This window comes from Salinibacter pepae, from assembly GCF_947077775.1.
Taxonomy (GTDB): domain Bacteria; phylum Bacteroidota; class Rhodothermia; order Rhodothermales; family Salinibacteraceae; genus Salinibacter; species Salinibacter pepae.
On the sequence record NZ_CAMTTE010000001.1, the window covers coordinates 3,224,851 to 3,247,357 of the forward strand.

The window sequence follows — 22,507 nt, forward strand, 5'->3', positions numbered from 1 at the left end:
AGTGAACCTCTCTCCCCCAGTGTTTCTGGGAGTGGTCGGAGCGCTGCTCTGCGCCGGAGGGGTTCTACTCGTCGGCTGTGACGGGGCGGGCTCACAGCAAGCCTCGCTCTACCAGCGGCTTTCCGATGAAGGCGACGGGCCCTGGCGAATTAGACAGCTGAACGGATCGCTCACCCCGGAGCTTGGGGACCGAAAGGTACAGATTGCATTCCAGCAGGAAAATGGACGACGGTACCGGATCACAGAGCGAGTGTCGGGGGATTCGACGGTCGTACTTGCGTCCGGCGCCGTGGTGCTGCCTCGAGGAGACGACTTGCAGATGGCGACTGGGTTCGGGCGGCTCGGCCCAGTGACCTGGACGTATAGCTTTCAAGCCAGCCGGGCGGTGTTTACGCTTCGGGCAGGCTCGCGCCCTTTTCTGCAGGCGCTTTTCCCGGACACGGCCTGGAGTGAAGGACTGAACGTGGAAATGATCCTTGCGCCGATGGCGGAGTAGCCCCGGCCAGGACTTCCCAACGATGGACATACCATTGCACGGAGATCACATTTATGAGTAGCGGACTGATTGGAAAGAAAGTCGGAATGACCAGCGTCTTCGACGACGAGGGCAACAACGTGGCCTGCACGGTCGTGGAGGCGGGGCCCAACGTCGTGACGCAGGTGAAGTCGGAGGGCCGTGACGGCTACCGCGCGGTGCAGCTTGGCTTCGACAACGTGAAGGAGAAAAATGTGACACAGGCCATGCTGGGCCACTTTGAGAAGGCCGGGTGCCCGCCCAAGCGCATGCTCTCCGAATTCCGCGACTTCGGCGACGACGTAGACCTCGGCGATGTCGTGCGCGTTGAGGACCTCTTCCAGGAGGACGAGCGAATCGACGTGGTCGGCGTGTCGAAGGGAAAAGGCTTTCAGGGCGTGGTAAAGCGCCACGGCTTCAGTGGCGTCGGCATGATGACCCACGGCCAGTCCGATCGCCAGCGGCACCCCGGATCGATTGGCGCGTCGGCGGACCCGTCGCGCGTCTTCAAGGGCGTCCGCATGGCGGGCCAGACCGGCGGCGAGCGCACCAAGATTCAGAACCTCCGCGTGGTCCGAATACTTGCGGATCAGAACGCCATTCTTATCCACGGCTCCGTGCCGGGGCCGAAGAGCGAATACGTAGAGCTGCACAAGAAATAGAGGAGCCGCGAAAGCCTGGGCGTCCGCCCAGCTTCCGCATCGATGCACTGCAAACTGTTGAGGCCACGAACCCATGGACGTTGACATCTACCAAGACGACGGGGTAGAGTCGGGGGAAACCGCCGAGCTCGACCCGACGGTCTTCGACATTGAGCCGAATGACCACATCATTTGGCTGGACGTGAAGCGCATTCAGGCCCATCAGCGACAGGGCACGAGCAAGACCAAAGAGCGCGGCGAAGTGCGGGGGTCTGGCCGGAAGCTCTATCGCCAGAAGGGAACCGGAAACGCCCGGGTCGGCGACGCCCAGTCGCCCATCCGTCGGGGCGGAGGACGGGCCCATGGGGCGCGGCCTCGCGACTACGCCCACGACCTAAACCAGAAGGAGAAGCGCCTGGCCCGGCGGTCCGCCCTTTCGTACAAGGCCGCGAACGACAACATCCAGGTGATCGAGAACTTCTCGCTGGACCGGCCCGACACCCGAGGGCTTACGGACCTCTTCGACCTGCTGGGCGTGGAGGGGCAGGACATTCTGCTCGCAACCGCCGAGGTGGAACGTGAGGTCTACTTGAGCTCGCAGAACCTTCCGGACGTGAACGTGCAGGAGGTCCAAAGCATCAACACGGTCGACATCCTGGACGCCGACGTCGTTCTGCTCCAGGAGGGCGCGCTCGACTGGCTCACGGACGTCCTTTCAACCGACGAGGCCGTGCCGGCGTAGCGCCCGTCCCCGGTTCCGATCTGCCTGTTGCACTCCCCAACGAGCACCGTTGACCCATGAGCAAACGCGTACTGATTCGCCCCTACGTGACCGAAAAGACCACTCAGCAGATGCAGGAGGGCAAGTATTCCTTCATGTGCGGGCTCGACGCCACGAAGACCGAAATTCGGAGGGCGGTGGAACACCGCTACGACGGCGTTGAGGTCGAGGACGTCCGGACCCAGGTCGTCCCGGGGAAGCGTCGTCGCCAGTTCCGTGACGGAAACATGATTGAGGGCCGGACCTCCGGCTTCAAGAAGGCCATCGTGGACCTGGACCCGGACGGGGAACAGATTGACTTCTTCGAGGGCATTTAGGTGCCCTTGCCTAAGCCTGTACGACCCTTTGAACCGCTGACAACCCAGCGCCATGTCGATTAAAAAGCGAAAGCCGACCATAAACAGCCAGCGCCAGTACTCGGTGGACGACAAGGAGGACATCACCACCACCGATCCGGAGCGCAGTCTGCTGGAGCCCCTCCCGAACAGTGGGGGCCGCAACAACCAGGGCCGCATGACGATGCGCTACCGGGGGGGCGGCCATAAGCGCCGCTACCGCAAGATTGACTTCAAGCGGCGCAACAAAGACGGCATCCCGGCCACGGTGAAGACGATTGAGTACGACCCGAACCGCTCGGCCCGCATTTCGCTGCTCGCCTACGCCGACGGGGAGAAGCGGTACATCATTACGCCCGACGGGCTGGAGGTGGGGGATACGGTCATGAACGGCCCGCAGGCACAGGCTGAGGTGGGCAACTGCCTTCCGCTGACCAGCATTCCGCTGGGAACGAAGGTTCACTGCGTCGAGATGACGCCGGAGAAGGGGGCTCAGATGGTTCGTGCCGCGGGCACGCACGCCCAACTTACCGCCCGCGAAGGCGACTACGCGACGCTTGAACTTCCGAGCGGGGAGACGCGCCTCGTGCCCTCGAAGTGCCGGGCGACCGTCGGCACGACCAGCAACGTCGAGCACGAGAACGTGGTGCTCGGCAAGGCCGGTCGGAAGCGATGGCTCGGTCGTCGGCCCCGCACCCGCGGCGTGGCGATGAACCCGATCGACCACCCCATGGGCGGCGGTGAGGGCCTGAAGTCCGGCGGCCATCCCCGGTCCCGAGAGGGCGTGCCGGCGAAGGGGTACAAGACCCGCAAGCGCAACAAGGAATCAAACAAGTACATCATCCGGCGCCGCACGGAGTCGAAACAAGGAGCCGGGGGCCAGTAATCGTCCCGATCAGCCGGGGCCCTCGACCCCACCCGCGAGCCGCCTACACTTTCGGATTCAAACTTCCCCGACGACATGCCTCGCTCTCTACGCAAAGGCCCGTACGTATACTACAAGCTGCAGCGCAAGGTCGACGCGCTCAACGAGTCCGACGAAAAGAAGGTCATCAAGACCTGGAGCCGCGATTCGATTATTACGCCGGACTTCGTCGGCCACACGTTTGCCGTTCACAACGGACACCAGTTTATCCCGGTGTACGTGACGGAGAACATGGTGGGGCACAAGCTCGGCGAGTTCGCCCCGACGCGTACATTCACGGAGCACTCGCAGGCAAAGGTGGACCAACGGATCCGCAAGCCGGGACAGTAGTGCCCGGTTGACGGCGCCGGCTGGACCCCAGTGAGCGCCCATCCCTGCTCCGCGACCCTGATTTTCCCCGCAAACCGCACGACGAGACATGCAAGCACGAGCCGTCCGCAGGCACATTCGGAGCTCTCCCCTCAAGATGCGTCGCGTCATCAACCTGGTGCGCGATCGGAGTGTGCCCGAGGCCGTTGCGATTCTGGACTACATGCCGCAGAAGGTGACCGGCGTCGTGGAGAAGACGATCCGTTCCGCCGTCTACAACCTGATGGACCAGCACGACGAGCGCTTCGACGAAGGGGCCTTGAAGCTCAAGGAGATTCGGGCCGACGAGGGCCCGACGTTCCAGCGCCACCAGGCGCGCGCCCGAGGCCGTGCGGCGCCCATTCGCAAGCGCACGACCCACCTGAAGGTGGTCGTGGCGGTCGAGGAGGAGGACCCCGAAGAGGCGGCCGCGTAGCCTGCATGCCGTTTTCGACATCACACGTTGCTCTCTGAACTAATACACGAGGTACACACCCGTGGGCCAGAAAACACACCCCATAGGCTTTCGCCTCGGCGCCATCCGGGGTTGGGACTCCAACTGGTACTCCGAGACCAACTTCCAGGACAAACTCGTCGAGGACGAGGAACTGCGCCGCTACCTGCACACGCGCCTCAAGCGCGCCGGCCTGAGCCGGGCCGTGATTGAGCGCACGCCGGAACGGGTCATCCTGACCCTCCACACGAGCCGTCCGGGCGTCGTGATTGGCCGGGGCGGGTCCGAGGTTGAGAAGCTGAAGGGAGAGCTCGAGACCCTTACGGGCAAGGACATTCAGATTAACATCAGCGAGATCAAGCGTCCGGAGCTCGACGCTACGCTCGTGGCGAAAAACATCGTGCAGCAGCTGGAGGGGCGAATCTCCTTCCGGCGGGCCATGAAGCAGGCCATGCAGGCCGCCATGCGCATGGGGGCCGAAGGGGTGCGCATCCGTGCCGCCGGGCGTCTGGGCGGGGCCGAGATGGGGCGCACCGAGGAGTACATGGAGGGCCGGGTGCCGCTCCACACGATTCGTGCAGACATTGACTTCGCCCAGGAGACCGCTCTTACAATCTACGGCACAATCGGCGTCAAGGTCTGGATTCACCGCGGCGAGATCCTCGGCAAGCCGGACCTGAGCCCGAACGTGCAGGCGCAACAGCGCAAGATGAAAGAGTCGCCCCAGCAGCGTCGCCAGCGCCGCGGGGGGTGACCTCCTGCGTCGGCGGCCCACCCTCTTTAAACCGATCACACGCACCTGCCTTTACGACCCATGCTAGAGCCCAAAGACACAAAGCACCGCAAGGTCCAGCGCAACCAGGGCCTGAAGCGGAACAAGTACGCCGTGAAAGGCACCCGTCTCAGCTTTGGCGACTACGGCCTGAAGTCCCTCGAGGAGGGCGAGGTCAACAGCCGCCAACTTGAGGCGGCCCGGGTGGCGATCAACCGCTACCTGAAGCGGGACGGAAAGGTGTGGATCCGCGTGTTTCCGGACAAGCCCAAGACGAAGACCCCGGCGGAGACGCGGATGGGGAAGGGCAAGGGGGAGCCCGAGCACTTCGTCGCGCCGGTGCAGCCGGGCAACGTCATCTTTGAGGTGGGCGGCGGTGCCGACGAAGAATCGGCACGAGAGGCCCTGCGCCTGGGCAAGCACAAGCTGCCGCTCAAAACAAAATTTGTGGTCCGTCCGGGCTCACGGGCCGAGGAGTAGGTTCGTGTGTGCGTGTTCGGGCCCGTTCACCCAAGCCATTTAGACTGATGGATGCCGACCAGATTCGAGACCTCAGCATCGCGGAAATTGAGACGCGGATTGACGAGGAGGAGGAAGAGCTGGAAGAGCTTCAATTCCAGCACGCCATCCGGGGACGCCTAGAGAACCCGATGCTCCTTCGGACCAAGCGCCGTCTCATCGCCCGCCTGAAAACGATTCGCAACGAAAAGCAGGCCGTTGAGGAGGAGCCCGCATAGCCGTTTCCGCCGCGCCCGCCGATGCACCCACTCAGACGATCACATTGCCGATAGGGTATTATGGAGCAGACTGAAGAGCATACCGACACGCACACGGACGAGCAGGACGAAGCCGTCGACCGAAACGACCGCAAGGAGCGCATTGGGGTCGTCGAGTCGGCCAAGATGGACAAGACCATCACCGTGTCCGTCCGTCGCCAGATGAAGCATCCGATGTACGGGAAGTACCTGGAACGGTCCTCCACGTTCATGGCCCACGACGAAGACGACGCGGCCAACGAAGGGGACACGGTCCGGATTATGGAGACGCGTCCCATTAGCAAGAACAAGCGATGGCGACTTGTTGAGATCATTGAGCGGGCCAAGTAACGGACGCATCCTTCAGCGGCGGCCCGGACCCCTCCGGCCCCCATGTGGCCTTTTTACTTCGAACACTGAACCTGGACGACACCCATGATTCAACAAGAGACGCGACTCAACGTGGCCGACAACAGCGGGGCCAAGGAAGCACAGTGCATCCGTGTGCTCGGCAGTAGTGGACGCCGCTACGCCGGCATCGGGGATCAGATTGTGGTTTCCGTCAAGTCGGCCATTCCGAGCGGAGAGATCAACAAGGGCGACGTGAGCCGGGCCGTCGTGGTACGGACCGCCAAGGAGACGCGCCGCGAAGACGGCACCTACATCCGCTTCGACGAGAACGCGGCCGTGCTCATTAACCAGGAGGAGGAGCCGGTCGGGACGCGCGTCTTTGGGCCTGTGGCGCGGGAGGTCCGCGAGAAGCAGTTCATGCGCATCGTATCCCTTGCTCCCGAGGTGCTGTAGCTCCGTCGGGTCATCCCGGTTGCACTAGCGAACCAACATCTACCGCGAAGCCCATGGCTCAGAACAAGTTACACGTTAAGCAGGGCGATATGGTCATGCTTAACAAGACCATCACGTCCGCCAAATCCGCCGGCGAGGACCGAGAAGCCGGGTATGTGGGAAAGGTTCTGAAGGTGTTTCCCGACGAGCAGCGCGTGATTGTGGAGGGCGTCAACGTGCGCGTCTTCCACGAGAAGCCGAGCCGCTCCAACCGAGAGGGGGGACGAACTGAGCGGGAGGCGCCCATTCACGTTTCCAACGTCAACCCGATTGACAGCAACGGCGAGGCCACGCGGATTGGCCGAAAGAAGGTGGAGGATCCGGACACCGGCCGGTCCCGCTGGGTGCGGTACGCCAAGACGACTGGGGAGGAACTCGACGACTAGTTTGGGGCGACGCGCGGCATGAATCGCCCGTGCAACAGGAACCCCGCTCGTGCATCATCGATTTTCAACGTCTGCGGCCGCCGAGTTATTCTGGAGGCCGCGGCGCAACTTCCGAGCTTTGACCCTTTGAGCTATGGCCGACGTTCCGCGACTTCAGAAGCAATACCAGGACGAGGTTCGTCCCTCGCTGACGGACCAGTTTGGGTACGAGAACCCGATGGAGGTGCCCCGCCTCGAGAAAATCTGCGTCAACCGAGGGGTCGGGGAGGTTTCGGAGAACCAGAAGGCCCTTGACCAGGCCGTGGAGGAGATGCGGAAGATCACGGGCCAGCACCCGACCATTCGGCGCGCGAAGCGAAGCATCGCGAGCTTCGACGTGCGGGAGGGAATGCCTGTCGGCGTGAAGGTGACCCTCCGGGAGGCTCGGATGTACGAGTTTTTCGACCGGCTCGTCACGCTCGCCCTGCCCAACATTCGAGACTTTGGGGGCGTGCCCGACCGCAGTTTCGACGGCCATGGCAACTACACACTTGGCATCGACGAGCAGATCATCTTCCCCGAGATCGACGTGGACAACGTCGACCGCATTGACGGCATGGACATCACGTTTGTGACCGACGCGGAAACCGACGAGGAGTCCTACGCCCTCCTCAAGGGGCTGGGCATGCCGTTCGTCCGGCGTGGAGACGAAGAGCCAGCCGAGGCGTAGTGACGACTGGCGTTCTGGCGACGCCTCCCGTGCGCGCTTAGATCTACACAGGACAGATTCTACACACCGACGATATGGCCAAGAAAAGCTGGATTGCCCGTGAAGAGAAGCGGGAACGACTCTACGAGAAACACAAGGAGGAGCGGCGGCGGCTCAAAGAGGAGGAAAAGTGGGTCGAGCTGCAGAAGCTTCCCCGAGACTCCAGTCCCGTTCGCCAGAACAACCGGTGCAAGCTATGCGGCCGGCAGCGCGGGTATCTCCGCAAGTTTGGCGTCTGCCGAATCTGCTTCCGCGAGCTTGCCCTCGAAGGCAAGATTCCGGGCATCCGGAAATCGAGCTGGTAGCCGCTGCGCCCCGGCGGTTGCGAGCACAGCCAGAGCGGCCCCCTCCCTCTTGGCCCCCGAGTCCCCTTCCGAACCGACGATTCGACGCCCGAAATGAGTGGTATTTCCGACCCCGTCTCGAACTACATGGCTCAACTCCGCAATGCGCAGGAGGCGGAGCAGACCTATGTGGACATCCCCGCCTCCAAGCTGAAGCGGGCCATGACCCAGATTCTCCTCGAAAAGGGGTACATTAAGAACTTCGTCAACATCGACGATGAGAAGCAGGGCCTCCTCCGGGTCTACCTGAAGTATGACGAGTACGACCAGCCGGCCATCCGGATGCTGGAGCGGGTCTCGCGTCCGGGACGCCGCGAATATGCGGACTCGGACAACCTGCCGGAAGTGAAAAACGGCCTCGGCATCGTCATTTTGTCGACGTCCCGGGGCGTGATGAGCGACAAGGAAGCCCGCCGGTTTGGGGTGGGCGGCGAAGTGCTGGCCAAGGTCTTTTAACCACGCCCCTGCACTCACGGGCGTGCCTGCCCGCCAACTCCGTTGCACGAGACGAACGATTGAATCCATGGCTCGAATAGGAGACAACCCGATCCCGTTCGGTGACGACGTCACCGTGTCGGTCGACGATCACAACGTAGTGACGATCGAAGGGCCGAAGGGGACCCTCACGGAGCAGATTGACCCGGAGATGACCCTAGAAGTTGCCGACGACCACGTGGTCGTCCGGCGCCCGACCAACCAGAAGCGGCACCGCTCGCTGCATGGCCTCAGTCGGTCCCTCATCGTAAACATGGTCGAGGGGGTTACGGAGGGCTACAAGAAAGAGCTGAAGATCATTGGGGTGGGCTACCGGGCCCAGATGTCCGACGAGACCCTTGAGATCGCCCTCGGCTATTCGCACCCGATCTACTTCCTGCCGCCGAGTGATGTCGCGGTGTCGGTGGATGCGGACCGGGGCCAGGACGACATCATCATCGTGGAGGGCATCGACAAGGAATTGGTGGGACAGGTTGCGGCGAAAATTCGCAGCCTCCGTCCCCCGGAGCCGTACAAAGGAAAAGGGGTGCGGTACGTGGACGAGCACGTGCCCCTCAAGGCCGGCAAGACGGCGGCTCGCTAGTCCCTTCTCTTCGGTCGTGCCCCGCATTGCGGGGCCGGCTTGCTTCCATCGAACGACCACGACGACACAGCGGTTATGCCAAAGGGTAAAAAAGAAAAGGTCGAACGCCGACAGCGAATTCACGACAGCATTCGGGAGTCCATGTTTGGGACCTCGGTGCGTCCCCGCCTGTCGGTCTACCGGTCCAACGAGCACATCTACGCCCAGCTGGTTGACGACATGGAGGGGCATACGCTCACCTCCGCGTCGAGCCTGGCGGACGACGTAGGGGGGGAGACCCCGACGGAGGAAAGCCGGTCGGTGGGCGAACTGCTCGCCGAGCGGGCCGAAGAGGCAGGCATCGACAAGGCGGTCTTCGACCGAGGGGGGTACAAGTATCAGGGACGCGTTCGGGCCTTGGCGGAGGGCGCCCGTGACGGCGGCCTTCAGCTGTAGTCCCCCGACGATCGTAGCAACTATCCTCGCACGGAGCACCACGTACAGACATGGCGGATCGAAAAGAACAGAAGCGCGTCAACGCCGAGAAGCGGCAGGAAAACTGGGTGGATCGACTTGTGTCGGTCAACCGGGTCTCGAAGGTCGTGAAGGGCGGGCGTCGATTTTCCTTTAACACCGTCGTGGTCGTCGGAAACGAGGACGGCCTCGTCGGCACGGGCCTGGGCAAGGCCAACGAGGTCTCGAGTGCCATTTCGAAGGGAGCGGACGACGCGAAGAAAAACGTCATCCGCGTCCCGATGCGCGACGGCACGATTCCCCATAAGGTGGTGGGGAAGCAGGACGCCGGAAAGGTTCTCCTGAAGCCGGCCTCGCCGGGAACCGGAGTAATTGCGGGCGGAGGCGTCCGGGCCGTGCTTGAGTGTGCCGGGTACCGAAACGTGCTTACGAAATCGCTCGGCACGTCCAACCCGCACAACCAGGTCAAGGCGACGATCAACGCCCTCGCGGAGACCGAGGATGCCCTGGAGGTGGCCCGGCGACGGGACATCCCCCTCGAAAAGGTGTTCAACGGGTAGTGGGTGGGGCCCGACGCAACCCTCGGGGGGCGACCGGTCTCAACTTGCACCCCGGTGGGCCCGGCGCCCGGAGATAAGCACCGCACGCGCACGTCACTGCGCACGTCATTTGAGTTACCACAAGGACGGACGGATCGACATGGATTTGAGTAATCTGAAGCCGGCAGAAGGGGCGACCCAAGCGGGACAGCGCCTCGGACGAGGCGAGGGCTCCGGGCGGGGCGGCCACAGCTCGACCCGCGGAACCAAGGGGCAGAGCAGCCGATCGGGGGCAGGGACGCGCCCGATCTGGTTTGAGGGGGGACAGACGCCGCTCTTTCAGCGGGTCCCGAAGCACGGGTTCAACAACGCCCCTTTTCGCACCGACTACGCCATTGCGAACGTCAAGCGCCTGCAACGGCTGTTGGACGAAGAGGTCCTGGACGGGGACGATCCCGTCACGCCGGAGGTGCTCGCGGACCTTGGAGTGGTCCGAACCGCCAACCGGGTCAAGATTCTGGGCGACGGCGACCTGTTCGATGCGCTTGAGGTCAAGGCGCACGCCTTCAGTGAATCGGCCCGACAAAAGATCAAGCAGGCGGGCGGTTCAGTAACGGTTGTCGACCAGTGAGCTGGTTGGCGTCGGGCCCCTCTTCCCCGTGGCTTACGCATCAACGAGGCTGACTCATGGCTGGCTTTGCCGAAAGCATCCGCAACATCTGGAGTGTGCAGGAGCTCCGGGAGCGCATTCTGTACACGCTCGGCATCCTCCTCATCTACCGGCTGGGCACGCATGTGACCCTCCCCGGGGTGGATGCGGCCGCCCTCGCGCAGGTGCGGGCCCAAGAAGGAGGCGGGGGCCTCTTCGGCTTCCTCGACATGTTCGTCGGGGGCGCGTTCAAGCAGGCTGGCATTTTCGCATTGGGCATCATGCCCTACATCACGGCGTCCATCATCATTCAGCTGATGGGGGCCGTCGTCCCGTACTTCCAAAAGCTACAGCGGGAGGGCGAAGAGGGGCGACGACGGATTACGCAGCTCACCCGATACGGGACGATCGGCATCACGGCCTTGCAGTCGATTGGGTACTCGATCAACCTCTTGGCGGGGGCCACCGGGCGGGCCGTCGTGATCAACTCGACCCTGTTCACCATCACGACGGTCGTGGTGTTGACCAGTGGGACGGCGTTTGTGATGTGGCTCGGGGAGCGCATCAGCGAAGACGGCATCGGGAACGGCATCTCGCTGATCATCACGATTGGCATCATCGCGTTCCTGCCCCAGGCTCTCTACAACGAAATCGGCCTAATTGGCGACAACTTCTTCATCCTGCTCGTTGAGATCGGGGTCTGGGTGCTCGTGGCGGGGGCGGTGGTCCTGGTGTCTCAGGGCATGCGCCGGATACCGGTGCAGTACGCCAAGCGCGTGGTGGGGAAGAAGGTGCAGGGCGGAACGACCCAGTACCTTCCCCTTCGGGTGAACGCGGCGGGCGTGATGCCGATCATCTTCGCACAGTCGATCATGTTCATCCCGTCAACGATCGCGTCGTTCTTCCCGAACAATGCGACGATGCAGCGGGTCGGCGGCTGGTTCTCGGACATTAGCAGCATGAGCTACTCGGCGGTTTTCTTCGTGGTGGTCGTGTTCTTCACGTACTTCTACACCGCGATCACGGTGAACCCGCAGGAGATGGCCGACACCATGAAGCGGCAGGGCGGGTTTATTCCGGGCATCCGGCCCGGCAAGCAGACCAGTGAGTTTATCGACACTGTTCTGACGCGGATCACGCTCCCGGGCTCTATATTCCTTGGCCTCGTGGCCATCTTCCCGGCTTTTGCGATGCAGGCGGGGGTATCGCAAGGATTCGCGATGTTTTACGGGGGGACGAGTTTGCTCATTCTCGTGCAGGTGACCCTTGATACCCTGCAACAGATCGAAAGCCACCTGCTCATGCGCCACTACGACGGCTTTATGAAAAGTGGCAAGATGCGCAGCCCCCGGCAGGGCGGGGGCCTCTAGGCCCTTTGCGACTGAACGAGCTTTTTCATGCGGTGGTTGTCCCGCCTCTGGAACCGAACCTTCGGAGCTTCTATGGTGCATCTGAAAAGCCAACGCGAAATTGACTGCCTGCGCGAGAGTGCCAATCTCGTCGGGCAGACGCTCGCCGAGGTGGCCCGCCACATTGAGGTGGGCGCGACGCTGCGGGAGCTTGACGCCGTCGCGGAGGAGTACATCCGAACACAGGGAGGGGAGCCCGCATTCAAGGGCTATCAGGTGGGGGACAACGTTTTTCCCAACACGCTGTGCACGTCCGTCAACGATGCGGTCGTACACGGCATTCCGGACGATTATGCGCTTCAGGATGGCGACCTCCTGTCCATCGACTGTGGGGCAAAATTGAACGGCTATTACGGCGACTGGGCGTATACGTTTGCCATCGGGGACATTGCCGAAGAGGACGCCGCGCTCTGCCGCGCAACCCACCGGGCTCTTCTGGGGGGGATTGAACAGGCGGTTGCCGGCCAACGGGTGGGCGACATCAGCCACGCCGTGCAGTCGCATTGCGAGTCCCAGGGGTTTAGCGTGGTGCGCGACCTTGTGGGGCACGGCGTCGGTCAGGATCTGCACGAAGATCCGCAGGTGCCAAACTTTGGGGACCCGGGGCGCGGCCGTTCGTTGAAGCCCGGCCTCTCAATTTGCATCGAACCGATGATTAACCGGGGCACGGCCCGGGTTGTGACCGACGACGACGGATGGACCGTGCGCGCCGCCGACGGACTTCCCTCCGCCCACTACGAGCATATGGTGGTCGTGCGGGACGGAGAGCCGGAGGTTCTCTCCGACTACGGATACATTGAAGACGTGATCGACCCCCCTTACGAAGCTGACGCTCTTACAGAAACCACCATTCGCTAATGGCAAAAGAAGAGGCCATCGAGAAAGACGGGGAAGTTATCGAAGCACTCCCCAACGCGCAGTTTCGCGTTCGACTGGAGAACGGCCACGAGATCCTCGGGCTCCTCTCCGGAAAGATGCGGATGAACTATATCAAGATTTTGCCGGGGGATCGGGTCAAGGTCGAGATGTCCCCGTATGACCTTTCCAAGGGGCGGATTGTGTATCGCTACAAGAACTAGCCTTCTCCCCGGAAGGCGGGAGAAGCTGCGGGGCGGGGAGCGTGCGTAGTGGCTGCTCGGACTCTAGAACGAACCCAACTGACAAGTCATGCCGAGAATTGAAGGAGTTGACGTGCCGGACGACAAGCGTGGAGAAATCGCGCTCACCGACATCTACGGGGTGGGCCAGTCGCGGGCCAGTGAGATCCTGGAGAAAGCAGAGGTCAGCGTAGACAAGCGCCCCCGTGAGTGGACCGAGAGCGAGACCAAGCGTGTGCGGCGCATTATTGAGGAAGACTACACCGTCGAAGGCCAGCTCCGCACTGAGGTGCAGATGAACATCAAACGGCTGAAAGAAATCGGGTGCTACCGCGGCAAGCGGCACCGCGAGGGGCTGCCCGTCAACGGCCAGCGCACGCGGACCAACGCCCGGACCCGGAAGGGCAAGCGGAAGACCGTGGCGGGCCGCAGCCAGTCGACCCAGAAGAAGTAGGGCGGCCTCGGCACTTTGCATTTCCATCCCGGCACGGGCCAACGCTGCACGCCGGGTTCTCTCCCAAGACAAACACCGAATAGTTTCATGGCTGACGGAGACGATCGAGGGGGCAAGCGCACGCCCCGTAAGAAAAATGTTGTCGTTGAATCCAACGGTCGGGCGTACGTGAAGGCCACGTTCAACAACGTCATCGTGACGTTGACCGACCAGTACGGGAACACCATCTCGTGGGCGAGTGCCGGCAAGATGGGCTTCAAGGGAAGCCGCAAAAACACGCCCTACGCCGCCCAGAAGGCCGGGGAGTCTGCGGCCAACGAAGCCTACGAGCTGGGCCTTCGGCGCGTGGACGTGTACGTGAAAGGACCGGGGTCGGGGCGAGAGGGGGCCATCCGGGCCATGTCCGAGTCCGGGCTGGAAGTGGCGAGCATCCGCGACGTGACGCCGCTTCCCCACAACGGCTGCCGCCCCCCAAAGCGCCGCCGCGTCTGAACCGATCCCGCGCGAAGCGGGCGGGCCCCGCGGGGCGACACGCCTCGAGGCCCCGCCCCGCACCCCTCGCCCTGTTTGTACACAACACCTGACACCCGACACCGAATATTATGGCTCGCTACAGAGGTCCGAAGCAAAAAATCGCCCGACGCTTCAAGGAGCCCATCTTTGGGCCCTCCAAGGCGTTGGAGCGAAAGCCATACCCGCCCGGGCAGCACGGCCAGTCGCGCCGGCGACGGGAGAGCGAATACGCCGTGCAGCTGAAGGAGAAGCAGAAGACGAAGTACACCTACGGGCTGCTTGAGCGTCAATTCAAGAACCTGTTCGACAAGGCGTCCCGCATGCAGGGCGTGACGGGCGAAAAGCTTCTGATCCTGCTGGAGGCCCGCCTCGACAATGCGGTCTTCCGGATGGGCATTGCCCGGACGCGTCGCCAGGCCCGCCAGTTTGTGGCGCACCGCCACATCATGGTCAACGACGAGGTCGTGGACATCCCTTCTTACGAGATGTCTCCGGACGACGTCGTGTCTGTGAAGCCGAGCAGTCAGGACCTCGAGGTGATCCAGACGAACGTGGAGCATCGGCAACGGACCTTCTCCTGGCTGGAGATGGACCGTCAGGAGATGAAGGGAAAGTTCATCGACTATCCGAACCGGGAAGAGATTCCCGAAAACATCGACGAGCAGCTCATCGTCGAGCTGTACTCGAAGTAGAGTCGGGCGGCGTCCCGCGCCCACCGCGCCGAGCGCACCACGACGCGCTCGATCCAAACCACGACATTATTCCTTACAACTTGCTGATCCGAGCGTATGAGTAACCACGGGCTTCAGATGCCGGAAGGCGTCCACGTCGAGGAGGTCTCCGATTCCGAAGGTCAATTCGTCATGGGGCCGCTCGAACGGGGCTACGGCGTGACCATCGGAAACGCCCTCCGTCGCGTGTTGCTGTCGTCCCTGCGCGGCCTCGCCATCACGGCCGTCAAGATCGACGGCGTCCAGCACGAGTTTTCGACCATTCCGGGCGTCACCGAAGACGTGGCCGACCTGATCCTGAACCTGAAAGAAGTGCGGTTCAAGGCGGACGAGATGCAGGAGGGCCATCTCCACCTGAACCTCGAAGGGCCCGGCAATTGGACGGCCGCCGACATCGACGAGGCCACCGCGGAGTATGACGTCTTGAATCCCGATCAGCACGTCGCAACCCTCGCCGAAGACGCCGTCGTCAACGTGGATCTCCGGGTCGGGTACGGCCGTGGATACGTTCCGTCCGAGGAGAACAAGCGGGAGGACGACCCGATCGGCGTCATTGCGATCGATTCGATCTTTACCCCGATCAAGAACGTCAACTACGAGGTCAAGCCGACCCGTGTGGGGCAGAAGATCGACTACGAGGAGCTGCTCCTGGACGTGGAGACCGACGGGTCTCTTACGCCGGAGGAGGCGATCACACAGGGGGCCTCGATCCTCCGGGACCACGTAAGTTTCTTCATTCAGCTGGAGGAGGAGCCCGAGCCGGTCGTGGAGGAGCAGGAGGTCGACGAGGAGGTCAAGCGCATCCGCGAGCTGCTCGCGCAGCCGGTCGACGAGCTCGACCTGTCGGTGCGCTCGCACAACTGCCTCAAGGCAGCCAACATCAAGACCATCGGGGACCTTGTGCGTCGCGAGGAGGACGAGATGCTCAAGTTCCGCAACTTCGGGCGCAAGTCCCTTCAGGAGCTCGTGGAGGTCCTCGATGAGCGCGGGCTTCAGTTTGGCATGGACGTGGAGGAGTACCTCGAAGAGAAGAAAGCGTCCTAGCGCCCGCCGAGAACGGCCTCGGGGCTTTACCTGGATGGTTCCGTCCGCACTGCATCGCGATTCGTCACCCGTTAGAGACTACCAATGCGACACCGCAAGAAAGGAAAAAAGATCGGGCGCACGGCGTCCCACCGCAAGCGCACCCTGCAGTCCCTCTCCAATGCGCTGATCGAGAACAAGAGCATCACCACGACCGTGGCGAAGGCGAAGGCCCTGCGCCCGTTCGTGGAACCGCTGATCACGCGGGCCAAGGAGGACACGCAGCACAACCGCCGAGAGGTCTTCCGGCACCTCCAGAGCAACGACGCGATTGACGAACTCTTCGGTGAGGTGTCCGAGCGCGTGGGCGACCGGCCCGGCGGGTACACGCGAATCATTAAGCTCGGGCAGCGCTCCGGCGACGGCGCCGAGCTCGCCCTGATTGAGCTCGTCGACTACAACGACGTTCCCCCGACCGATACCGGACAGGGCGGATCCGGAGGAACGCGCCGGGGAAGTGGAAAGGGGCGTCGCACGTCAACCGAGGAAGAGCAGGCCGACGCTTCCTCGTCGGGCGATTCGTCCGATGAAGAATCGGAGTCCGTGGAGGCGGACGAGGCCACCGCGGGGAAGGCGTCCGCCGACGCCGAGCAGGATGAGGCAGGGGAAGAGGAGGAAGCCGAAGAGGACAACACCTAGCTACTGGCCGGCTTCCCATTTTTCTGGACAACGCAGGGCGTCGTGAGCGGCTCACGGCGCCTTTTGCTATGTGGGGCGGGCGTTGGGGGGGGGGCGGGGGCACCCGCGGCCCGACCGGGGCATGAGGGAAACCTACGGTCCCCCTGGAATTTAAAGACAGCATGAGCACGATCCTCAAGTTGTCCTCTCCACCCTGCCTATGATTCAGGCGTCGGCCGTCCCGCAGAAGAGCGAGATCGAGATCGATCCGAAGTATGAGGAGCGTCTCGAGGAGCTGCTGTCGTGCTGCCGGACCCATCTTCCCACCGTCGACGAAAACATGATTCGCCGGGCCTTCCGGCTGAGCTACTGGGCCCACCGCAACGACTGGCGCGAGTCGGGGGAGAAGTACGTCAGCCATCCGCTTCGGGTGGCAACCATCGTGGCCCGGGACATTGGGCTCGACGATACGAGCGTGGCGGCCGCGCTGCTCCACGACGTGGTGGAGGACACCGAGCTCTCCCTGGACCTCATTCGGGACGAGTTTGGGGACACCATGGCGACCATCATCGACGGGCTCACGAAGATCGAGGGCGTCTTCAGCAGCCAGAAGCTCGGCCAGGCCGAAAACGTCCGCAAGCTGATGCTCTCGATGGCGTCGGACCTCCGCGTCATTCTGGTCAAGTTTGCGGACCGGCTCCACAACATGCGCACCATCGAGGCGCTTCCGAAGAAGAAGCAGCTCCAAAAGGCCAGTGAGACGCAGGAGCTGTTCGCGCCCCTCGCCCACCGGTTCGGGCTGTTCAAGATCAAAAGCGAGCTGGAGGATCTCAGCTTTAAGGTTCTGGACCCCGAGGCGTACACCCACATCGTGGACCGGCTCGAAGAGATGGCCGAGCAGCGGGAGGCCTACATCGCCGGGTTTATTGAACCGCTCGCGGAGCACCTGGAGGAGGAAGGGTTTGAGTTCGACATCAAGGGGCGCGTCAAGAACGTCTACTCCATTCACCGCAAGATGGAGCGGAAGAATAAGCCGATCGATGAGATCTACGACATCTTCGCGATCCGGGTGATCCTGCAGAGCGGCGGCCGGACGGGAAAGGAGGACTGCTGGCGCGTCTACTCACTGGTGACCGACCTGTACAAGCCGCTTCCCGAGCGCTTCCGCGACTTCATCTCGGTGCCAAAGTCGAACGGGTACCAGAGCCTGCATACGACCGTCTTTGGGCCGGGGGGGCGCCGGGTGGAGGTCCAGGTTCGGACGCAGGAGATGCACGAGGTGGCCGAGCGGGGGGTGGCCGCGCACTGGAAGTACAAGGAGGGGACGGAAAACGTGGACGAGGAGATGGAGCGCTTCCTGGAGTGGGTGCGTGACCTTCTCGAGAACCCGGAGCCGGAAGAGGCCACGGAGTTCGTCAAGGAGTTTCGGCTCAACCTCTACGACGAGGAGATTTACGTCTTCACCCCGCAGGGCGACCTGCTTACGCTCCCGCAGGGGGCCACGCCGGTCGACTTTGCGTTCAAGGTGCACACGGAGGTGGGGATGCAGTGCCTCGGCGCGAAGGTGAACGGGAAGATGGTGCCGCTCTCGCAGGAGCTGGAGAGTGGGGACCAGGTCGAGGTGATCACGTCCGAGAAGCAGAACCCCAGCCCGGACTGGATCAACTTCGTCGTGACCCACAAGGCACGGAGCCGCATTCGGAAGTGGACGAACGAGGAGCGGCGCAAGGCCGTGGAGCTGGGCAGGGAGATCTGGGGCAAGACGAAGGACCAGGCGGACCTCGAGATCAGCGATCAGGACCTACAGGAGGTGGCCCACGAGCTCAAATTCCCCGACCTCCAGCAGTTGTTTTACGAGATTGGGAAGGGGCTTTACGACCCGGATGAGCTTGTCGATTACATAAAGGGCAACACCCAGCCGGAAGAGAAGACCGTCGAGGAGTTCGACGAAGAGTCGCTCCGGGAGCAGTACGAACAGTTTCTCGACGCGGCGCAGGAGACCGAGAAACAGGCCCTCGTCATCGACGGGGAGGTGCAAAAAGACCTGGCGGTCAACTACGCCTCCTGTTGCAACCCGATCCCCGGAGATGAGGTGTTCGGCTTCGTCAGCAAGACGGGCACGGTGAACATTCACCGCTCCAATTGCCGCAACGCGTCGGACCTGCTCGTTAACAAGGCCGATCGCATTCTGGACGTCGACTGGAGCCACCAGAAGGACGTCCAGTTTGTCGCGGCGCTGCGCCTCATGGGCGAGGACCGGGTGGGGATGGTGAACGACATTACGACGGTCATCTCCAAAAACCTGAAGACGAACATCCGGTCCATCACGATCGACACCGAGGACGGCATTTTCTCAGGAACGATCATGCTCCACGTCTCGGACCTGGAGCACCTGCAGCGCCTCACCGAGCGCCTCAAGCGCATCGACGGCATTCAAGGGGTGTACCGGTTCAAAGAATAGCTGAGCCCCGCTTGCACTCTGACACACGTTCCTCCCTCGATGGCAGACCAAGTCGATACGGCAACGAAGGAAGACGTGGCCCGCCGCGTCGCCAACATTCAGGAGTGTCCCCTCTACGAAGCCAAAGAGCAGGTACGGTCCGTCCTCACGGCCCTGGGCGATCTCATGATTGAGGCGGACCCGGAGCGGCGGATTGAGCTTCGCAACTTCGGGGTGTTTGAGGTGAAGAAGACGAAGGCCAAGCCGACGGCCCGCAACCCCAAGACCAACGAGCCGATGTTCGTGCCCAGCCGGCGCAAGACCCTGTTCCGGCCCGGCAAGCGGGTGGAGGAGGTGCTGAAAACGCCGCTCCGCGAGCTGGGCTACGAGGTGCCGGAGGGGAGCGCGGAACGAGACGACGGGGAGGCGAACGACGAGTAGCATCCGCCGAACGTCAGGTTCTCCACTACACCGTGCCCGCCAGTCCATTGTGAGCACCCGTCTATCGTGAGCACACTCTCATCGGAGGCCCGCGTCGTGGGGATCGACGTCGGCACGAAGCGCGTCGGCGTGGCCGTGGCCGATCCCCTGCGCCTCTTCGCCCAGCCCCACGGCACCTACGCGCCGGACGAGGCCCTCGACGTGCTCCAGGCGCTGCGGGACGCGGACGGCATCGCCCGCATTGTCGTGGGCTGGCCGCTTACCGAAGAGGGCACCGCAGAGGAGGCCACGGAGATGGTGGAGGCGTACGTGGAGCGCATCCGCGAGGCCCTGGGGACCGTGGAGGTCGCCCGGGAAGACGAGCGCTACACCTCCGAGATTGCGAAAGATCTCCTCCGGGAGGCGGGGGTGAGCCAGCCGGGGCGGTACGACAAGGGCCGCGTCGACGCGGCCGCCGCGGCGGTCATTCTGCAGGGGTTCCTGAACCGCACGGGGTAGGAGGAGCAACCACCTGTTTTATTCGCGGCCCTCGACGTGGTCCAGGATGCGGTGCGCTACGGTCCGGTTGAGGTCGGGGGCGTTGCCCCAGGCCCGGTTGTTCGCGATCACGTTGAGCGTCGCGTTGTGGGCCTCGGCCCGGAACGCCAGCGCCGTTACGTCGAGGACCATGGTGTGGGCCTGCTCGGTCTCGCTAAGCTCGGCGACGGGCTCTTCGAAGGGATGGGCCGTCGCGTAGGCCTCCGCGTACTTCGTGTCGCGCGGGGTAAGCAGGCGGGTGACGACCTGCCCGTCGGCCGCGGTCAGCCGCTCGCCGCTCATTGACCACTGCCGGCGCAGGGGCGGCAGCCAGGTCCAGTGGCTGAAGACGTGCCCCAGCCCGCGCTCGGCGAGCCAGTCGAAGTAGGGGCCGCGCAGGAGGTGCTCCGAGCGCAGCTCGATGTGGGGCTGCGGGGCATCGGGGAGGGCCGCAAAGAAGTCGTCGAGCTGGCGGACGTTCTCGTCGGGGCGAGGACTGTCGGCCACGCGCTGGTATTCCTGCTGGAAAATGATGCCGTCCAGCCGATCGCCCAGGATGTCGAGGGCCGGCTCGTGGAAGGTGCTCACGTATCCCTCAGCGTCGAGAAAGCTGGGATTGTCGACGAACTGTCCGTCCCGGCGGAGGGTGCGGGCAAAGAATTTCTGGGGGGCCTTGACCAGGAACGAGGCGTCGGCGGGGGCGTGCTCGGCGTAGTTGGAGAGGACGTGGTGGTTGGAGCCTCGCTCGTCGTTTTCCTCCAGCAGCGGACGGTAAAAGGTGAAGTCGAGCTCGAGCACCTCAAAGTGCTCGAAGTAGTCGCGCACCGACTCGATGGGCACGCGTCGTTCCGTAAAGGTCTCGCCGCCCATCTTGCGAGACCGGGTTGACACCTGATCGGCGTACCGCTCGGGGGGGTAGATCTGACCGATCCAGCCGCCGTATCGGTTGCTGGCCGTGCCGAAGCGGACGTGCGGGTGTATGCCCCGAAAGTCGTACGCGTCGACTGTGGTGCGGCGGTCGTCGATCGAAGCCGTGCTCATGGAGCAGGGTGGGGAAACGTGTGGGTCACTCGGAGGGCGTCTGTGCGGCGGGCTTCGTCGTGTCGCGGGCGTCGGGGGCCATGGCCGCGCGGAGCTTGCCGTAGGTGGTTTGCAGGTCTTCGGGGAGCACCTTCGTGTTCGCGGTCGTGGCCATAAAGTTGGTGTCTCCGTCCCAGCGGGGCACGACGTGGGCGTGGAGATGGTCCGGAATGCCGGCCCCGGCCGCGCGGCCCAGGTTCATTCCGACGTTGAAGCCGTCGGGGGAGACCGCCTCCCGGAGCCACCCCATGCACCGGTCCAGGGCGGCCGTCAGGGCCTGTTGCTCGGGGGCGCTGAGGGCGTCGTACTGTGTCACCTCGCGGTAGGGGAGAATGAGAAGGTGGCCGCTGTTGTAGGGATGCCGGTTCATGATGACGAACACGTGCTCCCCCCGCCAGAGGATGAGGTTTTCCTCGTCCCGCTCCTCCCGCAGAAGGGCCGTGAAAATCGACTCGTCGTCGGCGGGCTCGCGGTCGTTGGCCTCCGACACGTAGGCCGAGCGCCAGGGGCTCCACATGCGATCCATCAGCCGCGGCAGGTGGGTGAAAAGCAGGACGAGATGCCATCGGTCTTACGAACCCGTCCGGACAGGTTCGGTTCGATAGGCGCCGAAGAGTTGTCCGCTTTTTCCGGAGCAGCCCCCCGAACGGCCCCTTTCAGCGCTTGCAGCCGCCCCGCCCAACCCCGATGCCCGACGTACCAGTCTATGCCGACCTCCACGCCCACACCCAGTGCTCCGATGGGCACCTCGCGCCGGAGGCACTCGTGGCGCGGGCGGCCGAGCAGGGCCTTCAGGCGTTCGCCGTGACGGACCACGATACTGTAGCGGGCCTTCCGGCGGCCCGTGAGGCGGCAGCGGCCCACGGCCTGCGGCTCGTGTCCGGCGTCGAGCTCAGCGCGGCGGTGGACGGTCGGGGGGTGCACCTGCTGGGCTATGGGTTTGATCCAGGGCATTCGGCCCTCACCGATTACCTGACGGCCTTCACCTCGCGCCGCCGAGAACGTCTCCGGCAGATGGTTCGGCGGCTTGCGGACCACGGCGTCGATGTCTCCAGCGATACGGTCGAACAGCACGTCGGGACGAGCGCGGCGCCGGGCCGTCCCCATCTGGCCCGGGCCCTGGCGGCGGAGGGGCATGTTGAGAACTACCGCGAGGCGTTTGAGCAGTACCTCGCCACGGACCGACCGGCGTACGTGCCCGCGCCGACACGGCCGGCGGGGGAGGCCATCGATGCGGTGCACGCCGCGGGGGGCGTCGCGGTGCTGGCGCATCCCGGCCAGTGGACGCCGAGCCCTGTGCGCCGGACCCTTCGTGAACAGGGACTGGACGGCATCGAATGCCATGCCGCGAGCCACCCCGCGTACCTCGTCGACTATTACCGGAAGATCTGCCAGGCCCACGACCTACTGATAACCGGGGGCTCCGACTACCACGGTGGGCCGGAGGCCGAGGGGGATGCCCCTGGCGATGTGGGCCTCACCCGGGGCCAGTGGGAACGATTCCGGGACGCCGCCCTGTAACAGCGTCGCTCGAATCCATCCCCCTTTGTCTTTCACCCG

34 protein-coding genes are annotated in these 22,507 nt (G+C 63.6%); 32 read left to right on the forward strand and 2 right to left on the reverse strand.

Annotation, left to right across the window (positions count from 1 at the left end; translation table 11 throughout):
- The first annotated feature begins 1 nt into the window (after position 1).
- The 31 genes from OJA40_RS13495 (at position 2) to ruvX (ending at position 19,849) form a co-directional block, all read left to right on the forward strand.
- Positions 2-496 (forward strand): hypothetical protein, encoded by a 495-nt coding sequence (locus OJA40_RS13495; RefSeq protein WP_208426843.1) that lies wholly within the window; start codon positions 2-4, stop codon positions 494-496.
- A gap of 53 nt (positions 497-549) precedes the next feature.
- Positions 550-1,176, forward strand: a complete 627-nt coding sequence (gene rplC, locus OJA40_RS13500; RefSeq protein ID WP_208426842.1) for a 50S ribosomal protein L3 — start codon at positions 550-552, stop codon at positions 1,174-1,176.
- 73 nt (positions 1,177-1,249) lie between these two features.
- Positions 1,250-1,897 carry a 50S ribosomal protein L4 gene (gene rplD / locus OJA40_RS13505; protein ID WP_208426841.1) on the forward strand — a complete coding sequence of 216 codons (648 nt, stop codon included), beginning with the start codon at positions 1,250-1,252 and terminating at the stop codon, positions 1,895-1,897.
- Between the two features lie 56 nt (positions 1,898-1,953).
- Positions 1,954-2,253: a 50S ribosomal protein L23 gene (gene rplW / locus OJA40_RS13510; RefSeq protein ID WP_011403797.1), complete on the forward strand. Its 300-nt coding sequence runs from the start codon at positions 1,954-1,956 to the stop codon at positions 2,251-2,253.
- A 52-nt stretch (positions 2,254-2,305) separates the two neighbouring features.
- The gene (rplB, locus tag OJA40_RS13515; RefSeq protein WP_208426840.1) at positions 2,306-3,157 is read left to right on the forward strand and encodes a 50S ribosomal protein L2; all 852 of its coding nucleotides are present in this window, start codon (positions 2,306-2,308) and stop codon (positions 3,155-3,157) included.
- A gap of 75 nt (positions 3,158-3,232) precedes the next feature.
- Complete coding sequence (gene rpsS, locus OJA40_RS13520) at positions 3,233-3,526, forward strand: 30S ribosomal protein S19 (protein WP_011403799.1); 294 nt, start codon at positions 3,233-3,235, stop codon at positions 3,524-3,526.
- A gap of 88 nt (positions 3,527-3,614) precedes the next feature.
- Positions 3,615-3,980: a 50S ribosomal protein L22 gene (rplV, locus tag OJA40_RS13525; protein ID WP_208426839.1), complete on the forward strand. Its 366-nt coding sequence runs from the start codon at positions 3,615-3,617 to the stop codon at positions 3,978-3,980.
- Positions 3,981-4,041: 61 nt separating this feature from the next.
- Positions 4,042-4,752, forward strand: a complete 711-nt coding sequence (gene rpsC / locus OJA40_RS13530) for a 30S ribosomal protein S3 (RefSeq protein WP_011403801.1) — start codon at positions 4,042-4,044, stop codon at positions 4,750-4,752.
- A gap of 60 nt (positions 4,753-4,812) precedes the next feature.
- Entirely contained in the window at positions 4,813-5,250 is a 438-nt protein-coding gene (rplP, locus tag OJA40_RS13535; protein WP_011403802.1) for a 50S ribosomal protein L16, read from the forward strand.
- Positions 5,251-5,297: 47 nt separating this feature from the next.
- A complete protein-coding gene (rpmC, locus tag OJA40_RS13540; RefSeq protein ID WP_043552137.1) occupies positions 5,298-5,507 on the forward strand; it encodes a 50S ribosomal protein L29 in 210 nt (69 codons plus the stop codon).
- A 60-nt stretch (positions 5,508-5,567) separates the two neighbouring features.
- Positions 5,568-5,876 carry a 30S ribosomal protein S17 gene (gene rpsQ / locus OJA40_RS13545; RefSeq protein ID WP_208426837.1) on the forward strand — a complete coding sequence of 103 codons (309 nt, stop codon included), beginning with the start codon at positions 5,568-5,570 and terminating at the stop codon, positions 5,874-5,876.
- Positions 5,877-5,960: 84 nt separating this feature from the next.
- Positions 5,961-6,329, forward strand: coding sequence for a 50S ribosomal protein L14 (gene rplN, locus OJA40_RS13550; RefSeq protein ID WP_011403805.1), 369 nt, complete (start codon positions 5,961-5,963; stop codon positions 6,327-6,329).
- A gap of 53 nt (positions 6,330-6,382) precedes the next feature.
- Complete coding sequence (gene rplX, locus OJA40_RS13555; protein WP_118838571.1) at positions 6,383-6,754, forward strand: 50S ribosomal protein L24; 372 nt, start codon at positions 6,383-6,385, stop codon at positions 6,752-6,754.
- 133 nt (positions 6,755-6,887) lie between these two features.
- A complete protein-coding gene (gene rplE / locus OJA40_RS13560; RefSeq protein WP_208426836.1) occupies positions 6,888-7,463 on the forward strand; it encodes a 50S ribosomal protein L5 in 576 nt (191 codons plus the stop codon).
- Positions 7,464-7,537: 74 nt separating this feature from the next.
- Positions 7,538-7,807 (forward strand): 30S ribosomal protein S14, encoded by a 270-nt coding sequence (rpsN, locus tag OJA40_RS13565; RefSeq protein ID WP_208426835.1) that lies wholly within the window; start codon positions 7,538-7,540, stop codon positions 7,805-7,807.
- A gap of 93 nt (positions 7,808-7,900) precedes the next feature.
- The gene (gene rpsH, locus OJA40_RS13570) at positions 7,901-8,302 is read left to right on the forward strand and encodes a 30S ribosomal protein S8 (protein WP_011403809.1); all 402 of its coding nucleotides are present in this window, start codon (positions 7,901-7,903) and stop codon (positions 8,300-8,302) included.
- A 67-nt stretch (positions 8,303-8,369) separates the two neighbouring features.
- Positions 8,370-8,924, forward strand: a complete 555-nt coding sequence (gene rplF / locus OJA40_RS13575; protein WP_208426834.1) for a 50S ribosomal protein L6 — start codon at positions 8,370-8,372, stop codon at positions 8,922-8,924.
- Positions 8,925-8,999: 75 nt separating this feature from the next.
- On the forward strand, positions 9,000-9,359 hold the full coding sequence (gene rplR / locus OJA40_RS13580) for a 50S ribosomal protein L18 (RefSeq protein ID WP_208426833.1): 360 nt from the start codon (positions 9,000-9,002) through the stop codon (positions 9,357-9,359).
- Between the two features lie 50 nt (positions 9,360-9,409).
- Positions 9,410-9,937, forward strand: coding sequence for a 30S ribosomal protein S5 (rpsE, locus tag OJA40_RS13585; protein ID WP_011403812.1), 528 nt, complete (start codon positions 9,410-9,412; stop codon positions 9,935-9,937).
- Between the two features lie 139 nt (positions 9,938-10,076).
- Entirely contained in the window at positions 10,077-10,547 is a 471-nt protein-coding gene (gene rplO, locus OJA40_RS13590) for a 50S ribosomal protein L15 (protein ID WP_208426832.1), read from the forward strand.
- A gap of 56 nt (positions 10,548-10,603) precedes the next feature.
- Positions 10,604-11,935, forward strand: a complete 1,332-nt coding sequence (gene secY, locus OJA40_RS13595) for a preprotein translocase subunit SecY (RefSeq protein ID WP_011403814.1) — start codon at positions 10,604-10,606, stop codon at positions 11,933-11,935.
- A 72-nt stretch (positions 11,936-12,007) separates the two neighbouring features.
- On the forward strand, positions 12,008-12,832 hold the full coding sequence (gene map / locus OJA40_RS13600; protein ID WP_208426831.1) for a type I methionyl aminopeptidase: 825 nt from the start codon (positions 12,008-12,010) through the stop codon (positions 12,830-12,832).
- Positions 12,832-13,053 carry a translation initiation factor IF-1 gene (gene infA / locus OJA40_RS13605; RefSeq protein WP_011403816.1) on the forward strand — a complete coding sequence of 74 codons (222 nt, stop codon included), beginning with the start codon at positions 12,832-12,834 and terminating at the stop codon, positions 13,051-13,053. Before map ends, infA begins: the two co-directional genes overlap by 1 nt.
- Before the next feature lie 88 nt (positions 13,054-13,141).
- A complete protein-coding gene (gene rpsM, locus OJA40_RS13610) occupies positions 13,142-13,525 on the forward strand; it encodes a 30S ribosomal protein S13 (RefSeq protein WP_011403817.1) in 384 nt (127 codons plus the stop codon).
- An 87-nt stretch (positions 13,526-13,612) separates the two neighbouring features.
- The gene (rpsK, locus tag OJA40_RS13615) at positions 13,613-14,017 is read left to right on the forward strand and encodes a 30S ribosomal protein S11 (RefSeq protein WP_013061620.1); all 405 of its coding nucleotides are present in this window, start codon (positions 13,613-13,615) and stop codon (positions 14,015-14,017) included.
- Positions 14,018-14,127: 110 nt separating this feature from the next.
- Complete coding sequence (gene rpsD / locus OJA40_RS13620; RefSeq protein WP_208426830.1) at positions 14,128-14,730, forward strand: 30S ribosomal protein S4; 603 nt, start codon at positions 14,128-14,130, stop codon at positions 14,728-14,730.
- Positions 14,731-14,826: 96 nt separating this feature from the next.
- Positions 14,827-15,813, forward strand: a complete 987-nt coding sequence (locus OJA40_RS13625; RefSeq protein WP_013061621.1) for a DNA-directed RNA polymerase subunit alpha — start codon at positions 14,827-14,829, stop codon at positions 15,811-15,813.
- Positions 15,814-15,897: 84 nt separating this feature from the next.
- Positions 15,898-16,491, forward strand: coding sequence for a 50S ribosomal protein L17 (gene rplQ, locus OJA40_RS13630; RefSeq protein WP_208426829.1), 594 nt, complete (start codon positions 15,898-15,900; stop codon positions 16,489-16,491).
- A gap of 199 nt (positions 16,492-16,690) precedes the next feature.
- Positions 16,691-18,931, forward strand: a complete 2,241-nt coding sequence (locus tag OJA40_RS13635) for a RelA/SpoT family protein (RefSeq protein WP_208427044.1) — start codon at positions 16,691-16,693, stop codon at positions 18,929-18,931.
- 39 nt (positions 18,932-18,970) lie between these two features.
- Positions 18,971-19,351, forward strand: a complete 381-nt coding sequence (locus tag OJA40_RS13640) for an HU family DNA-binding protein (protein ID WP_208427043.1) — start codon at positions 18,971-18,973, stop codon at positions 19,349-19,351.
- Between the two features lie 66 nt (positions 19,352-19,417).
- Positions 19,418-19,849, forward strand: a complete 432-nt coding sequence (ruvX, locus tag OJA40_RS13645) for a Holliday junction resolvase RuvX (protein ID WP_011403824.1) — start codon at positions 19,418-19,420, stop codon at positions 19,847-19,849.
- 18 nt (positions 19,850-19,867) lie between these two features.
- On the opposite strand, the gene OJA40_RS13650 is transcribed toward ruvX, so the two are convergent.
- Together OJA40_RS13650 and OJA40_RS13655 are read right to left on the reverse strand one after the other, a co-directional pair.
- Positions 19,868-20,908: a DUF72 domain-containing protein gene (locus tag OJA40_RS13650; RefSeq protein ID WP_208427042.1), complete on the reverse strand. Its 1,041-nt coding sequence runs from the start codon at positions 20,906-20,908 to the stop codon at positions 19,868-19,870.
- 25 nt (positions 20,909-20,933) lie between these two features.
- Positions 20,934-21,473 (reverse strand): HIT family protein, encoded by a 540-nt coding sequence (locus OJA40_RS13655; protein ID WP_208427041.1) that lies wholly within the window; start codon positions 21,471-21,473, stop codon positions 20,934-20,936.
- A gap of 161 nt (positions 21,474-21,634) precedes the next feature.
- Here OJA40_RS13655 and OJA40_RS13660 point away from each other — a divergent pair, with 161 nt between their 5' ends.
- The gene (locus OJA40_RS13660) at positions 21,635-22,468 is read left to right on the forward strand and encodes a PHP domain-containing protein (protein WP_208427040.1); all 834 of its coding nucleotides are present in this window, start codon (positions 21,635-21,637) and stop codon (positions 22,466-22,468) included.
- The last annotated feature ends 39 nt before the right edge of the window (positions 22,469-22,507 follow it).